General features: G+C 40.5%; 13 protein-coding genes and 1 pseudogene. 4 read left to right on the forward strand and 10 right to left on the reverse strand.

Annotation, left to right across the window (positions count from 1 at the left end; genetic code table 11):
* On the forward strand, positions 1 to 1,640 hold a 1,640-nt coding region (locus AAC037_RS04890; RefSeq protein ID WP_339901928.1), incomplete at its 5' end, for a TonB-dependent receptor.
* Between the two features lie 59 nt (positions 1,641 to 1,699).
* Here the strand turns inward: AAC037_RS04890 and AAC037_RS04895 are convergent.
* Positions 1,700 to 2,815, reverse strand: coding sequence for an NAD(P)/FAD-dependent oxidoreductase (locus AAC037_RS04895; protein ID WP_339901929.1), 1,116 nt, complete (start codon positions 2,813 to 2,815; stop codon positions 1,700 to 1,702).
* A 121-nt stretch (positions 2,816 to 2,936) separates the two neighbouring features.
* On the opposite strand from AAC037_RS04895, the gene AAC037_RS04900 reads away from it, so the two are divergent.
* On the forward strand, positions 2,937 to 5,429 hold the full coding sequence (locus tag AAC037_RS04900) for a zinc-dependent metalloprotease (RefSeq protein WP_339901930.1): 2,493 nt from the start codon (positions 2,937 to 2,939) through the stop codon (positions 5,427 to 5,429).
* A gap of 63 nt (positions 5,430 to 5,492) precedes the next feature.
* Here the strand turns inward: AAC037_RS04900 and AAC037_RS04905 are convergent, their stop codons facing one another.
* From AAC037_RS04905 to rfbC, 7 genes are all read right to left on the reverse strand, one after another.
* Complete coding sequence (locus AAC037_RS04905) at positions 5,493 to 6,239, reverse strand: shikimate dehydrogenase (RefSeq protein ID WP_339901931.1); 747 nt, start codon at positions 6,237 to 6,239, stop codon at positions 5,493 to 5,495.
* Positions 6,236 to 7,171 carry a DUF368 domain-containing protein gene (locus tag AAC037_RS04910; protein WP_339901932.1) on the reverse strand — a complete coding sequence of 312 codons (936 nt, stop codon included), beginning with the start codon at positions 7,169 to 7,171 and terminating at the stop codon, positions 6,236 to 6,238. Before AAC037_RS04910 ends, AAC037_RS04905 begins: the two co-directional genes overlap by 4 nt.
* Positions 7,172 to 7,201: 30 nt before the next feature.
* Positions 7,202 to 7,963: a phosphosulfolactate synthase gene (locus tag AAC037_RS04915; RefSeq protein WP_014019519.1), complete on the reverse strand. Its 762-nt coding sequence runs from the start codon at positions 7,961 to 7,963 to the stop codon at positions 7,202 to 7,204.
* Between the two features lie 36 nt (positions 7,964 to 7,999).
* Complete coding sequence (locus tag AAC037_RS04920; protein ID WP_339901933.1) at positions 8,000 to 9,412, reverse strand: tetratricopeptide repeat protein; 1,413 nt, start codon at positions 9,410 to 9,412, stop codon at positions 8,000 to 8,002.
* Positions 9,413 to 9,511: 99 nt separating this feature from the next.
* Positions 9,512 to 10,474: an NAD-dependent epimerase/dehydratase family protein gene (locus tag AAC037_RS04925; protein WP_339901934.1), complete on the reverse strand. Its 963-nt coding sequence runs from the start codon at positions 10,472 to 10,474 to the stop codon at positions 9,512 to 9,514.
* 22 nt (positions 10,475 to 10,496) lie between these two features.
* Positions 10,497 to 11,252: a CpsB/CapC family capsule biosynthesis tyrosine phosphatase gene (locus tag AAC037_RS04930; RefSeq protein WP_339901935.1), complete on the reverse strand. Its 756-nt coding sequence runs from the start codon at positions 11,250 to 11,252 to the stop codon at positions 10,497 to 10,499.
* A complete protein-coding gene (gene rfbC / locus AAC037_RS04935; RefSeq protein WP_339901936.1) occupies positions 11,252 to 11,803 on the reverse strand; it encodes a dTDP-4-dehydrorhamnose 3,5-epimerase in 552 nt (183 codons plus the stop codon). Before rfbC ends, AAC037_RS04930 begins: the two co-directional genes overlap by 1 nt.
* A gap of 228 nt (positions 11,804 to 12,031) precedes the next feature.
* Between rfbC and hflX the strand changes: the two genes are divergently transcribed.
* Together hflX and mtgA are read left to right on the forward strand one after the other, a co-directional pair.
* Positions 12,032 to 13,297 (forward strand): GTPase HflX, encoded by a 1,266-nt coding sequence (hflX, locus tag AAC037_RS04940; protein WP_339901937.1) that lies wholly within the window; start codon positions 12,032 to 12,034, stop codon positions 13,295 to 13,297.
* Between the two features lie 232 nt (positions 13,298 to 13,529).
* Positions 13,530 to 14,213, forward strand: a pseudogene (mtgA, locus tag AAC037_RS04945) (monofunctional biosynthetic peptidoglycan transglycosylase).
* Positions 14,214 to 14,222: 9 nt separating this feature from the next.
* On the opposite strand, the gene AAC037_RS04950 reads toward mtgA, so the two are convergent.
* Positions 14,223 to 14,825: a DUF2179 domain-containing protein gene (locus AAC037_RS04950; protein WP_339901938.1), complete on the reverse strand. Its 603-nt coding sequence runs from the start codon at positions 14,823 to 14,825 to the stop codon at positions 14,223 to 14,225.
* A 159-nt stretch (positions 14,826 to 14,984) separates the two neighbouring features.
* The gene (locus AAC037_RS04955) at positions 14,985 to 16,175 is read right to left on the reverse strand and encodes an MFS transporter (protein WP_339901939.1); all 1,191 of its coding nucleotides are present in this window, start codon (positions 16,173 to 16,175) and stop codon (positions 14,985 to 14,987) included.
* Positions 16,176 to 16,519: the final 344 nt, after the last annotated feature.

Genomic DNA, 16,519 nt, shown 5'->3' on the forward strand with positions numbered 1-16,519 from the left:
AAGCAGGTACCGGATTGATCAATGACAGGTGGGCTGTGGATGCACGACTTTCGCAGGTAACATCTGATGGGTATATAGACAGGGCTTTTTCTAACCTCAAATCCTATTTTGTTTCCGGAGGATATTACGGAGACAAGCATGTGGTCAAAGTGAATATCTTTGCCGGTGCAGAAAAAACCTACCAAGCTTGGAATGGGGTTCCGGAAAATTTGCTGGCTACCAACCGAACTTACAATGGGTATACCTACGATAACGAAACAGACAATTACCAGCAAAATCATTATCAGTTCATTTATGCCGGAACACTATCTGACAACTTAAAAGCGAATTTTGCTTTGCATTATACTGCCGGACAGGGTTATTATGAGCAGTTTAAAGAAGATGATGAACTAGAGGATTATGGAATTGAGCCTATACAGATAGGAGATCAAGCAATCAATAGTACGGATATTATCCGAAGGAGATGGCTAGACAATGACTTCTATGGTGCTGTTTTCTCTTTAAATTATGTTTCATCCAATGGAAGGTTGGATGCCATTCTAGGTGGAGGAGCCAATCGCTATGATGGAGACCACTTTGGTGAAATCATTTGGATGGACATTGCAGGAAGCACCAATATTCGCGACAAGTATTATAACAATGTAGCGGTAAAAGATGATCGGAATATTTACACAAAAGCCACCTACGAGGTAAGGGAAAGACTTTACCTATTTGGTGACCTTCAAGTAAGAGGGATTGACTACTCTTTTAATGGAAAGAATAATGACCAAAGAGATGTTAGTGGACAGCAATCTTACACTTTTTTCAATCCTAAGTTTGGGCTTTCTTACGAAAGTGGAAATGGAAAAACTTTATATGCCTCCTATGCAGTGGCCAATAGAGAACCTGTAAGAAGTGATTTTACTGATTCTCCCATTTCTGAAATCCCAAGGCCCGAAAAACTAAATAATGTGGAGGCCGGAATTAGAGTCAAACAATCTAATTTTCAGTACAATGCCAATTTTTATTATATGGGCTATAAAGATCAGTTGGTGTTGACTGGTCAGCTAAATGATGTGGGGGCTTATATTAGAGAAAATGTGGCCAGTAGCTATAGGGCGGGCATAGAACTTGATGCAGCAGTGATGCTCTCTCCCCAATGGACCTTAGGCGGTAATGTTGCTTTTAGTCGGAATAAAATTGATAGCTATACGGAATACAGTGATGTGTACGACGAAAACTGGGACTTTACCGGTCAGGAAAGCATCACCTATACCAATACAGACATAGCCTTTTCTCCGGATGTAGTGGGGAGTGCCATTATTGATTTCAAGCCTATAAAAAATCTTGAATTGAGCCTGCTCAATAAATATGTAGGCCAGCAATTTCTGGACAATGCCCAGCAAGAGGATAGAAGTCTTGATGCTTATTGGACCACCGACTTTAGGTTCGTTTATTCTTGGAAACCGGGATTTGTAAAAGAAGTGGTATTCTCAGGTAAAGTCAACAATGTATTCGATAAACTTTACGAACCCAACGGCTACACCTTTGGCTATTTCGTCCCCAACAGTGAAGGACAGGGGATGCAAAGAGTAGCTGAGAACTATTACTACCCAATGGCAGGCACCAACTTTATGGCAGGGATATCCATCCGCTTTTAAATGATAAGGAAATAGTAATTTTATAGGAATCTCTCCTTGGTTTAGACCGGGGGGAGATTTTATTTTATAGGTGCTCCATGCGTTTGGAGAATAAGTTTTTTGGCAAGAAAAGGCGACTTTTTGAGCACATTTACTGCTAATTTGGAGACCAGAGGGGCACCAAAAAGCCGCTGAACAGCCCTGCCGGTGCGCAAGCGACTGTAGAAAAAATAATTCCAAGCCTTAGTATATTCCTCCTGAACGGCTTTGAGGTTCTTGTGTTTTAGAATAGCATTGGCTGCCAGTTTTCCGCTGTGAATGGCAATGGCCATACCATTGCCACACAAAGGAGTGATCATACCGGCTGCATCACCTATCATAATCACCTGGTTTTCTACCGGAGATTTGGTGGCAAAACTGATCTCATTGATAACTTCGGGTTTCTCCCAGAGAAATTCTGCACCTTCATAGATTGCTTTGATATGTGGGTTTTTAAACAAATATTGTTGTTCCATGGCAGGGATATTTCCTGCCGCTTTTAATTGGGTCCTGCTCCCAAGATAACATAGGTTAAAATGTCCATTCTCCACGCGATTGATGCCCAGATAGCCTCCCTCATAATTGTGCAGAGCAACAATATGGTCTGCTTGGGTTATTTTGATATGGTGTTTGATACCTATATAAGGGCTCCGCTGTTTTAAATAAGGTCGCTTGAGGTACTTGTCTATCTTGGATCTTTTGCCATATGCTGCCAAAACAATTGGAGAAACCAACCGTTCACCATGATTGGTACTAAGGTCGAAGAGCTTTTTTTTGGCAATATAATCTATAGTGGCTATTTGTGTCTTTAATAGAAACTTTACGCCTACTTCCTGGCATTTTTGGTAAAGGAAATGGTCAAAGTTGTATCTGCTAATGCCAAAACCTCCCAAGTCCAGCGGAACTTCTGCCAAAGCGCCATTGACTGCACTTAACCTAAAAGTATTGATCTCTGCAGGGTTAAAGCAGGATGGAAATAAATTTTCCTTGATTAAAAAATCCCTTACTTCGTTGGAGATATATTCCCCGCAAACCCTATGAAAGGGGTAGCTCTTTTTTTCAATGAGAAGGACCTCTTTACCATGCTTTGCCAAAAGGTAAGCCGCAATTAATCCGGAAAGCCCTCCGCCTATGATTGTAATTTGGTTTTGGTTCATCTGTTTTATTAACAACTTGAATGCGTAATGGTTTGTAACTATTACTGAAGCATGTGCCGGAATACAAATTAAAATTTTAATTTTACTTTCTATTATTCCTAACTTAATTAAATAACCCAATATGTTGAAGTCAAAGGTAAGCCTTTTGATTTTGCTGCTAGTCGGATTTGGGCTAAATCTCATTTCACCGGATTTGGCAGAGGCGCAGCGAAGAAAGAAAAAAAAGGACAAGCAAGAAGAAAAAGATACCGAAAAGAAACCTGCAAAACCTAAAGATGGATTAAAATCTTATGGTGAAATAATTAAAGACAGTACCCAAAGCAAAGCAGGGCTTTTTACTGTTCATAAGGTGGAAGAGAAATACTATTATGAAATCCCTGAAGAAATGCTCGGTAGGGAAATGCTTATGGTTACCACCATCGCAAAGACGGCCAATGGTATAGGCTATGGTGGAGAGCGCACCAATACCCAAATGCTCAAATGGGAAAAGAAAGACAAGAATATCTTATTGAAGGTGGTTTCTTATGCCAATACTGCTGCGGACTCGCTTCCGATTTATCAAGCGGTAAAAAACTCCAACCTGGAACCTATTTTATACCGATTTGATATAGAGGCCAAAGGCAAAAATGAAAAAGGTTGGTTGATTGAAGTGTCAGACCTATTCTCCAAAGATATACATGCTCTTGGTTTGCAACAAAGGCGCAGAAAAAGCTACAAAGTGACGCGGCTAGACACGGACAGGTCCTATATAGAAAGGATCAGTCCTTATCCCACCAATATTGAAGCCCGATATGTGTTAACTTATGCAGCCTCTGCTCCACCTTCCAATGCTTCAACAGGGCTCATTACAGTGGAAATGAACAGCAGCATGGTCTTGCTCCCGGAAGAACCCATGAAGCAAAGACTCGCTGACCGAAGGGTAGGCTGGTTCAATACGAGGGTAACAGATTATGGCCTGGACGCCCATAAAGCAAGTCAACGCATCTACCTGGATCGATGGAGACTCGAAGTAAAAGAGGAGGACATGGAAAAGTTTAAGGCCGGAGAACTGGTGGAGCCTAAAAAGCAAATTGTCTATTATATAGATCCGGCTACTCCTTCACAATGGGTTCCCTATTTGATTGCAGGTGTGGAAGATTGGAATGCAGCTTTTGAAGAAGCCGGTTTTAAAAATGCCATTACAGCCAAAGAAGCACCTAGCCCGGAAGAGGATCCCGATTGGAATCCGGAAGATGCCAGGTATTCGGTGATCAGGTATTTTGCTTCAAATATTCAAAATGCCTATGGTCCCCATGTTTCAGATCCACGATCGGGAGAAATTATTGAATCTGATATAGGCTGGTACCACAATGTTATGAACCTGTTACGCAATTGGTTCTTTGTGCAAACAGCAGCAATCAACCCTGACTCCAGGGCGGTACAATTTGACGATGAAGTGATGGGAAGGTTAATTCGATTTGTTTCATCTCATGAAGTGGGACATACCCTTGGCTTGCCACATAACTTTGCTTCATCTTTTGCTTATCCTGTAGATTCTTTGCGCTCTGCTACCTTTACCGCTAAGTATGGAACAGCTCCTTCACTTATGGATTATGCACGTTTCAACTATATTGCCCAGCCGGAAGACGAAGGGGTGCATTTGTTCCCTGAGGTAGGGCCTTATGATAAATTTGCCATCTCCTGGGGCTATAGGCCTCTTCCAGATGCTGCAACGCCGGAAGATGAACAAGAGATCCTTGACCAATGGATCTTGGCAAAAAAAGGTGACCCCATTTACCGCTATGGAAGGCAAGGTAATCCTTATGATCCCAGTGCGCAAAGTGAAGACTTGGGCAATGATGCGATGAAGGCCTCCTATTATGGGATTCAAAATCTTAAACGCATCCTTCCTAACCTTATCGAATGGACGGTAGAATTGGATAAACCTTTTAAAGATTATGATGACCTGAAGGAGTTATATGGCCAAGTGTTAACGCAGTACAACCGATATATGGGACATGTAAGAACAAATATTGGAGGAGTTTATGAAATTTATAAAGCCATAGGCCAAAATGAACCCGTTTATACTCATGTGGATAAAGCCAAGCAGAAGGAAGCTATGGCTTTTATTCAAGAGGAGTTGTTTTTGACTCAGGATTGGTTGACGGATGACAATATAACCGGTAGAATTCAAGATTTTGGAGTTTTGGATAGAATAAGAAAATTGCAGGTGGGTACACTCAATGGGATTTTGGACTGGGGCCGCCTTGGAAGAATTATTGAGAATGAAGCCATGAATGGTGCTGAGGCTTATGGTTTGTTGGAAATGATGACGGATTTAAGGAAAGGAATATGGGCGGAATTGCCTGAAGGGAAATCCATTGATGTGAATCGAAGAAGCCTGCAAAAGGCACATTTGGAGAAACTTGAAGCGTTGATGACCAAGGATGCAAGTGGTCGATCTGCCTCTACTCTGAATGCATCGCAATCAGACATACCCTCAGTGGCTCGCGCTTCATTAAATGTAATCCAAAGGGAGATCAAAAGGGCTATTCCAAGAACCTCAGATTCTATGAGTAAAATTCATTTGGAGGATTGTCTTGAGAGAGTAAATAAAATATTAGATCCATCTTAAGGATCTATTCCAACCCATTTAATAAAAAAGCCATGAGACTATATCTCATGGCTTTTTTTGAATTTATTTGTTCCAAATATCCCAAGCAGCTTCTGCCTGAAGGTGGAGCATTTCTATTCCATTTTTTGTTTTCGCTCCCATTTTAGCTGCGGCTTTCATCATGGCCGTTTCCGTAGGATTATAAACCAGGTCATAGTACCAATTATTGGCTGTTAGCTGATCTACCGGCAAGTCCGGCATGGCTGAGGTATTGGGATAAGTACCCAAAGGGGTGCTGTTTATGATCAGCGGATACTCTTGGAGTAAATCCGGAGAAGCCATGATGTCCTTGTAGCTAATGGTGTTTTTGGTAGAGGCATCAGGGTTTCTAGAGACTTTTAAATAGGGGATTTCCAGATCCTTCAAGGCCTGGCAAACAGCCTTGGATGCACCACCTGTTCCCAATACCAGAGCTTGGAGTTTTTCCTGTCCCAGCCAGTTGGTCAGGGAGGTTTTGAAACCATAATAATCGGTGTTGTATCCGATTAGCCCTTTCTCTGTTAGTTTGATACAATTGACAGCACCGATGGCTTTACAGGCAGGTTCTAAATTATCCAGAAAGGGGATTACCTGCTCTTTGTAAGGTATGGTCACATTAAGTCCTATCAAACCTTCTTGCGAGGAAATGATTTCCGGCAGGTCTTGGATGCTTGGGATTTCATACAAATCATACCTGCAATCTGTGGTTCCTTCTCTATCGAATTTGTCAGAGAAATACTTTTTTGAAAAGGAATGGGTCAGAGGATAACCTATTAAACCGTATTTTTTCATTCTTTCCTAAAATTATAAGCCAACCTTTCAAGTCCGACCACCAAGACCACACCAATCAAAAATGCCAAAATAGCGATCAAAAAGGCAGGTTCCTGCCCTGTTTCGGCTAGATATACATGGGGCAATATATTCTCTGTCAACAATGGCTTTTGAGCCCCGGAACTTGACACCCTATAGGTTAGGATTTTTTTCCATGGCCAAATCTTATTGATAGAGCCAATCATAAAGCCTGACAAGAAAGACAAGGTTAGGGCATGGTAGTTTTTCAAAAACCAAGAAATCACCCGGCTAAACAGCAATAAGCCGGTGATACATCCTAAAGCAAAGACACCCAGGATCACAATATCCCTTTCATTGACAGCGTGTAGGATGAATTCATATTTTCCTAAGATTAGCAAGAGGAAACTACCTGAAATTCCTGGAAGTATCATGGCGCAGATGGCAATGGCTCCGGCAGTGAAAGTAAACCAAATGTTATTAGGTGAAGAAATCATTGGAAGCTCAGTGATGAAATAGGCAATGAGCGCTCCGATAGGAAACATCAAAATGGCAACAATGGTCCATCGTTTGATATCACGAAGAATAATTATGGCACTAATGAGTATTAACCCACAGAAAAATGACCACAAGGGAATGGGGTATTTGTCAATCAGAAAAGTTATCACTTTTGAGAAAGCAAAAATACTGGTTAAGATTCCTGAAAATAAGGTCAGTAGGAAACCAGCATTTACATGTTTCCAGAAAGCCACAACCTCAAACTTTGCCAATAACTTTATGGCGGTGAGGTCAAAGGAATTGATGCTCGCCAGTAGTTCTTCATAGATCTTCGTAACCAGTGCTATTGAACCACCGGAAACCCCGGGGACAATATCGGCACTTCCCATACCCATGCCTTTTAAGAAAAGGAATGCCTTCTCACGAAACTTATTCATTGATTGGACTTTTAATAATGAGATTAAAAATTATTTGTTCAAAAAGAAATCGAAAGTATCTCCTCTTAGTCCTAGTCTTAGCGTTTCCAACGGAATGATTTCATTGGGGGCAATATTTCCTAAATTCACATTGGTACCCAATAGTTTGATAAACCAAACTTGTTGTTCCTTCTGTGGTGCTTCCCAAATGATTCTTTCTTCCGGAACTTGGGTCAAAATTTCTTCTACCAAACCTTGCCTTACTTCTCCTGAATCTCTGAAAAGCCCTACGGTACCTCCTTCTCTGGCTTCACCTATAACCTTCCAAGCACCGGCACTAAGTTCTTTTTGCATTTGATCAATCCATTTATAAGGAGGAATGATTTTGGCGGCATCTTTGGACCCCACTTCTGAAAGCACGGTTACATCCTTTGCAAGGGTTTGAATGTACTCACATTTAGTGTCATGGTCCAAGGTAATGGAGCCATCAGAAACTTCTACAAAAGAAAGTTGGTACTTGTCCAGTAGTCGCCTGTAGTCTTCAAATTGATCCCTAATGATAAAAGCTTCGAATAAGGTGCCTCCAAAATAAACAGGAATGCCGGCAGCCCGGTAAATATCAATTTTTTCTTTTAGTTTGGTAGTGACATAAGAAGTGGCCCAGCCTAATTTAACGATGTCTACGTAATCTCCGTTAGCTTCTATGAAGTCTTCCACTTCTCTTAGACTTAAACCCTTGTCCATAGCCATGGTAAATCCCGAATTTCTAGGCTTCTGTGTTCTGGATGGGATGCTGTTCAGGATGTAATTCATTCAATATGATTTTGATATAATAGATAAAAAAGAGTCTTATTCATTAAAACCCTCTCTATACTGATTGATTATTTTATAGATTGCTTTCTGTTGTTCCAGTTCAGGCATCAACTCATATAGCAACTTATGTTTTTCAAAGTCCAAAGTTAATGCATTTTCCAAAATTGAAAAGGCTTCTTTGTATTTACCTGTCTTAATCATATACACTACCAGTCGATAATAAAGGCTTGCCTCCTCAGGTAACTCTTCCAAGCCTTCCATAATCACATCTTCCGCCTCCTCAAATCTGTTTTGATCAAAATAGATCAAGGAAAGGTTGATATAGGTTTCTAAAATGCCTGGTTCCAGATTAATGGCTTCCTCATAGGCTTCAGAACTTGACTGAAGGTTGCCCAGTTGATATTCTGCATCAGCCAGCCCCACCCAGTAGTTGGCGTTTTCTGCAGTTAATTTGATGGCTTTTTTGAAATAATGTATGGCTTCAAAATATTTTTTCTTTTTGACCATGCACATTCCAAGCCCAAACCAGGCATCGTCATATTCTGAATCCAGTTTTGCGGATTTTTTGAAATACTTGAAAGCCATGTCTATTTGATCCAGCTTTTCATATGAAGCCGCAAGGTAACAGCAATTTTCAGCATTGCTTCCTTCACAATTGATTGTATTTAAATAGGCTTCCAAGGCCTTTTTATACTGATTGGTATTCATCAGGGCATTGCCAAGATTGAAATACGCAGATGAAAAGGTGTCATCGATCAATAAAGCATATTCATAGGCATCAATGGCCTCCTCAAACTTACCCAAGCGATTATAAACCACGCCAAGGTTATACCATGCATTGGCATTGTAAGGGTCTTGATCGATAAATTCTTGGTAGAAATTGAGGATTTCGTCAAATGAACCTTCCTCATCAGTTAGCATGGCCAGCTGAAACAAGGCATCTTCATGATTGATTTTAAGCTTTACAGCTTCCTTAAGGCATTCAATGGCCTCCCTGTTTTTATTTTCTATCCTGTAAAAATTCCCCAAAAGGTAAAACACCTCAGCCTTGTCTTCAGCCAAGGGGATAAAATTTTGAAGTAGTTGAATGGCATCTGAATTCTGATCCAATATGGACATGGCATTGGCCAATGTCAGCACAATGTCTTCGTTGTTGGGTGAAATATTGTTTAGATTTTCAAGAATCTCTAAACCTTCTTCAACCTCATCGAGAAATATATGCGATTGAGCCATTAACAATTTTATTTCAATTGAAAATGGAAACTTAGACAAAGCCCATTCGCTGGTTTTTAACGCTTTTCTGTATTTAAAATGGTCATGGTAATATCTAATGATATCTTCTAATTCTTCTTCTCCGAAAAACAAATTTAAGTTAGCGCTAAGTGAGTCTTCAAACCTCTTAACCAACTCTTTCTCTTGATCTGAATGATTATCAAAATCTTCTGTCATAGGTTTGATGTAATTTTTAAACTTAATGTACCAATTTTATTCTTGAGATGACCTAAACCATTCAAGTTTTTATGATTAATTAACGGCTTTGTATGTATGTCAATTAACCGATATCGCCCATTTAAAGGTGTCCGTTAAAGGGGTATAGGTATATTTTGTAATCGAATTAATTTTATTGTTATCATACCTGATTTTGCTTTGAGCAGATTTGATCGTCTGAGGCGTAACAGGTATTTTATTTTTAGCAAAATAATTATAGAGCATGGACCAGTTGATTATCATCTTGGCCATCCAATTATTCAAAGGTTTTTTGGGTGGAGTTAATTTAAATTCTTTGGCCATTTCTTTGAAAAACGTTTCATAAGGTATGGCTTCTTTATTGATGATGTACCGTTGTCCCCAAGGTCCGGAATCGATCATGGAATTGATCTGGGAAACCGCGTCTCTGATATCTATATAGTTTATGTCACCAATTGGGAAATACCGGTTTCCTTCCAGTACATATCTGTAAATTTGACTGGAACTTCTTTCATCACCAATCTTTGCCAATAAGATGGAAGGATTGAAGACCATTACCTCAAGCCCCTCTTGTGCCCCTCGCCAAACTTCTAGTTCTGCGAGATGCTTAGAAATGGCATAGGGAGTATTTAGATGGGAGTTTACCCATTTCTGATTTTCATTGATAAGGGGAACAGCATCTCTCCCAAGTGCGGCAACAGAACTTATAAAAACCAATTTTTTGCAGCTTGAAGACAGCATGGCATTAACCATGCAGGCTGTACCTTGGGTGTTGGTCTCCAGTAAGGCCTCTTTTTTGGATTCATCAAATGAGACCATGCCGGCAGCATGGATCACTAGATCCTGATCGTTGCAGGCTTCGATAAGCAATTCAACATCTGTTATCTCACCTTCATACCAGTTGATTTGAGAAGCGAGATTTCCCAGAAGATCTGTGCTGCTATTTTGCCTTTTGAGCCCGGAAATTTGAGCTTTACCGGCATAACTTTTTGCCAGATAGCTTCCCAATAACCCGGTAATGCCGGTAATCAATATTTTTTTCACACGCAATAATGCTTACAGGTTATTATAATTCTTTATTCCACAAATCCATTTCCTGTAATTTATCATAGTATTTGCTATGGGGTAATCTTTCCATGGCATTGAGGTACTTTTCATTGTGGCAGTCTGTTCCTACCAATTTCACCAAGTTTCGATCTATTAATTTCTCGGCAAATTTTTTGACGCCTTTAGAGTAATAACCTGTCAGTGAAAGTAAATTAAGCTGAAAAGGGATGCTTCTATCTATCAACGCATCGAGTGTTTCCACCTCCTGATGTAAATAAATGTATCGTTCAGGATGAGCGAATACCGGTTGGTAGCCCAACATTTCCATTTTAAAGAAAGTATCCAAAAGAATATGAGGCTTGCTCATAAACCCTGTTTCTACCAGGACCATTTTGTTGCTCCCAAAAGAGAGAATAGGTTCTTTGTTTTCAATCTTTTCATAGAAAACTTCATCCAGATAATATTCAGCTGCAGCATCCAATTCAATGTCAATTTCAGCTTCCTTTACAGCCAATCTAAGTTTTTCTAATCCGGCCCCTATGATTTCAGGCGTGTTTTTAAAAAACTCGCTCATGATATGTGGGGTGATGATTAATTTTTTTAGCCCGTAACCCGAAAGCCTGCTGATCAGCTCAATGGATTCTTCCATGTTTTGTGAACCATCATCAATGCCCGGGATCAGATGACTGTGCATGTCAGCCCCTAGCCAGCTGAGGTCGAGCGGTTTATTTTTAGGTGATTGATTAAATTTTTTAAATAGTTTAATGATAGACATTAAAGTCCTCCTTTGCTTATTTCTGTAAATTTTTCAATATCAGGCCACAACTGGTCTTTTTCTGATAGCAGTGGTTCACCCACTCCCCAATCAATGCTTAACTGTTTATCATTCCAAATAATTCCACCTTCACTTTCTTTGTTGTAAAGGTTAGAACATTTATAGGTAAATACGGCGTCCTCCCATACGGCAAAACCATGTGCAAAGCCTTTAGGAACATACAACATGTTTTGAAGTTTTTCATCCAATACCACTGAATGGAATTTCCCATAGGTATCTGAGCCCTTTCTAAGGTCAACACAAACATCCAACACCTTGCCGCTAATAACCCTTACCAATTTTGCTTGTGCATGCTCGCCCTTTTGAAAGTGAAGACCGCGAACAATTCCGGCCTCTGAATAGGATTGATTGTCTTGGACCCAAGTGGTATTTAAACCCTTCTTTTCAAAACTATCCTGTCTGTAACTTTCTAAAAAATAACCCCTTGCATCTTTAAATACTTTTGGGTAGATTTCATATACATCTTTAATAGGTGTTTCCCTGATTTCCATACCTTTGGATTTATATCTCTAAAAACGTTGAAATTTGACAAATATGTTATGAAGATATATAAATTTGAAACGAATTTGTACAGTTGCGGTTTAAAGATTGAATCTTAAATGTGTTAATACCGGAAAAAGTCTAAAAATACTTAGATTTATTTTAACTGATAATGAATCTATTGGCAGGACAATATGTTATAATTTCCTGAGTTAAAAAGATTGAATTAAACTTTCTGAATGAGTAAACATAGTAGAAAATTAGCAAAATTAGTAGATACTTCTCCCAAAGAAGAAACCGCCATATTGGTAGCACTGATCCATCAAAATGAATCAGAAAAGTTGGTGCAGGAACATTTGGACGAACTGGCATTTTTGACGGAGACGCTTGGTGCCAAAGCCATACACCGGTTTACCCAAAGAATGGACAAACCGGATACAAGGTCTTTTGTAGGTACCGGTAAACTTGAGGAAATAAAAGCGTATATAGAATACTTTGATGTGGACATGGTCATTTTTGATGAAGACCTGAGCCCTTCACAAGTGAAAATTCTGGAAAATGAATTGAAGATTAAGGTTTATGACCGGTCCATGTTGATCTTGGATATCTTCCTCAACAGGGCTCAAACGGCCCAAGCCAAAACCCAGGTCGAATTGGCGAGGTTTCAGTACCTATTACCTAGGCTTACCCGAATGTGGACACACCTGGAGCGACAAAGAGGTGGTACCGCCACCCGTGGTGGAGCAGGTGAAAAGGAAATAGAAACGGATAAAAGGGATATTAGAAGGAAAATCGATATTCTGAAGGATAAGCTCAAGAAAATAGAGAAACAAGGCCAGACCCAACGAAAAGGTAGACAAGGAATTGTGAGGGTTGCCCTTGTGGGATACACCAATGTGGGTAAAAGTACCTTGATGAACCTTTTGACCAAGGAAAATATATTGGCGGAAAACAAACTTTTTGCGACGGTAGACTCCACGGTTAGAAAAGTTGTCCTAGAAAATATTCCTTTCCTGATATCCGATACGGTAGGTTTCATACGAAAGCTTCCTACGCACCTTATTGAGTCTTTTAAATCTACCTTGTCTGAGATAGAAGAGGCAGACCTATTGGTGCATGTTGTAGACATCGCCCATCCCGGATTTGAAGACCAAATAGCCGTGGTGAACCAAACCCTTAGAGAAATGGGGGCCGGAGATAAACCAATGATCATGGTTTTTAATAAAATTGATATAGCGCCTAAAATGCCTTCTGAAGAGGAACTGATGGAAATGTCTGAATTTGAAGTGGAGGAGGCCAATTTTATCGATTTTGAAAAACTGAAAGTAAGTTATGCCAAAAAATCAGCGATTAACCCGGTTTTTATGGCCGCCGGCGATGGAACCAATATTGCTGAATTAAGGAAAACCATCATAGAGGAGGTGAAAAAGATTCATAAGAAAATGTATCCGCATTACCTTGAAGATGAAGTTGTGGATTTCTCTCAATATTCCGATGGGGATTAAATGATAATACCCATAAAGGGCTGAGTCCCGATTATACTTTTCCCTGAATTGGTTTAGCTTAATTCAGGGAAAAGTTTGGCTTTTTAAAATGAAAATAGGTGTAGGCCCACCTCCACCAATTTTTTCCAGGTCAAAGCCTTAAGCTAATTTATTATTTTTCGTTTGTAAATATTTTGTGGGCAAGGCCAGTTTTCCGTTTAAAATTTCAATCCAAATTTAATTATACGACACATTGAGGAGATTAGCAGCTTGGCTTGGGAAAGTTTTACTTGTCTTATGGGTCACTTCCCTGCTACTGGTCCTGGCACTAAAGGTTTTGCCTGTTTATTTTACACCCTTGATCGGAATTCGAACCATAAATCAGGTGTTCTCTGAAAAGAAAGTAGTGCTTAATAAAGACTGGGTGCCCATAGAAGAAATTTCTCCACACTTGTATTTGGCGGTAATTGCTTCCGAGGACCAGAAGTTTTTAAGCCATCATGGCTTTGATTGGGAAGCCTTGGAAAGTGCAATGGCTGATTATAAGACAGGTAAGCGTTTGAGAGGAGGGAGCACTATATCCAATCAAACCGCTAAAAATGTTTTCCTCTGGCCGGGAAGGAATTTTGTACGAAAAGGCTTGGAAGCTTATTTTACTGTGTTGATCGAATTGTTTTAGAGCAAGCAAAGGATTCTTGAAGTATACCTGAATGTAATAGAAATGGGGGATGGCCTATATGGAGCAGAGGCGGCCGCTCAAAGATATTTTAAGAAACCGGCCTCTAAACTTACCCGACAAGAAGCCACTTTGATTGCTGCGATTTTACCAAACCCCATCCGGTGGAGAGCCGATCGTCCCACGGCTTATATTAAGAAGAGACAAGGCTGGATATTGAGAAATATGAACAACCTGGGTGAAATAAAGCTAGAGCCATAAGAAGCTTGGTTATTTTCTTATGATACTCCTCAGGCGGGTAGTAAACCTTGGTTTGTCCTCCATGACATTCAGATCATCTTCTGAAATCCGTTTCACGCTTTCGATGGTATAGAAAGCTTTTTCATCACTTTCTTTTAGCTTATTTATTAAACCCGGAAGCATTTCCCTCTTGATCACGGTAAACATTAAGATTACTTTTCCATACCTGCCTTCTGCACCTACAGAGGTAAATCTGTAACTTTTTTCTTTCATGTATTCAACCAATTGGGGTAGCGGTTCAGGCGTAATAATTCTAACTAACACCCTTCCCAGAGCCAATCGTTCTTCGATGACCATCCCCACATAGGTGCCTGTAGCGAAACCACCTGCATAAGCAATATAGGACATGGGATTGCTAATGTTTTGAAAAATTTGGCCTATGGCCAAGAGCCAAATAAAGGCCTCAAAAAAGCCAAGGATTGGAGCAATGGTTTTTTTACCATTGAGCACAAACATTATTCTCAGGGTGTTGATAGAAACATCCACCACCCTGGCAAAAAAGATCAATAATGGCATTACCAAGTAGTCGAAAACCGTTTCGGATATACCAAAAGACGCTATAAATTCCTGCATGAGATGAATGAAAATTTTGAAAGCGCAAAAGTAAGCAAAGTAAATCAGATTAAATAGCTTTCATAAAATCTAAACGATTGGTAACCAAAAAATTTGAACCGTTTTTTTGGGCAGGGGAATGTTTTCAAATACCAGCCTAATTTGCTTTGGAAAGCCGGCTTAAATTGTTTTATTCTTACCTGCTTGATACCCAAAAAAGGTAAATAATGTAGAGGCAATAATCATTAAGTAGATCAGTAGGTCCCAATCCTGCCACATATCAAATGCTACACCAAATAACATGGGGCCGAAAGCAGCCAGAAAATAGCCGGCTGACTGGGCCATGCCGGATAATGCTGAAGTATAGTTGTCCCCTTCTGTTCGAAGGGCAATAAGGGTATAGGCCAAACTGATGCTTGCACCCATACCAAGACCTATAAGTCCTATACTAAAAATGTTCAACCAAAGGATTGGAATAAACAAGCTGCTAAAGCCGGTGATGTATATTAGCCCTATGATGGTATTGAAAATGGATTGTTGCTGGTACCTGACTGCAATAAATGGGGCTACAAATGTGCCGGATAGCCCCACCACTTGCATCAGAGATGCAGTCAACCCTGCCTCAACGGGGGACAAGCCTCTGTCGATCATCATGTCAGGAAGCCAAGTAACAAGGGTAAAGAATAGAAAGGATTGTAAACCCATAAATAAGGTAACCTGCCAGGCCAATCTGGAGCGCCAAACTGATTTTCCTGTTTTTTCGGGTTTGACTTTTGGCTTGGGGCTGAGTTTTAGTTGTGGCCACCAGACGATCAAGGCAAGGAAAAGCAGAGAACTCCAGAATAACAGAGAGCCTCTCCAACCCCAGCCCAGATCAATGGCCAACGGGACGCTTAAAGCAGTGGCTATTGCGGCCATCAATGACATGCCTGTGCTGTACATCCCCGTCACAGCGCCTGTTTTCGTAGGCATTCGTGCTTTCACCAAGGGGATCAACAATACATTGCAAATTACGATACCTATGCCGGTGAGCGCTGTGCCTATAAATAAGGCATAAGGGCCTGCTGAGACCCTGATAATTGAACCTATTCCAAGCACAAGGAGGCCGAGAAAAATGGCTTTGGCTTTGCCAAAATAGTCTCCTATTGAGGCAGAGAAAAGGGAGAAAATGGCAAAACTAAGTAATGGTAAAGTGGTAAGAAAACCTGCCAAACCATTAGAAATTGACATTTCTTCTCTGATATAGGGGATTAATGGACCTACAGCCGTAATGGAGGGGCGTAGATTGAAAGAGACCAATAGAATCCCTAATACCAACCATTGGTTGCTAGTTTTGTTCTTTAAACGGCTTAAGGTATGGCTAAAAGTCATGAAAGGTCAACCGAAGTTAGGTCGCATAAGGTTCCGTGAAACGGGAAATATGCACTTGTTTTTGTTTATATTGGCTTACTAGTCGGGAAAGGTTGTTTTCAGGCCGGTTCCGAAGCGGAGCCGATGAAGTAGCCATACGTGCTCTTTACCCTCTGGCTTCGACTCCGCTCAGCCGCCGGGAACATGAATTGTCTATTTTACCTAGGATTCCCTAAGAGGTGGGGCAACTGATTGAAAATTTTAATAACTAAAACCTATGTCATAGCCGGAATAAGCTAGCCGGTTCCTGAGCGGAGCCGATGAAGTAGCCATACGTGCTCTTTACCCTCTGGCTTCGACTCCGC

It is taken from the genome of uncultured Cyclobacterium sp. (assembly GCF_963976465.1).
GTDB lineage: Bacteria > Bacteroidota > Bacteroidia > Cytophagales > Cyclobacteriaceae > Cyclobacterium.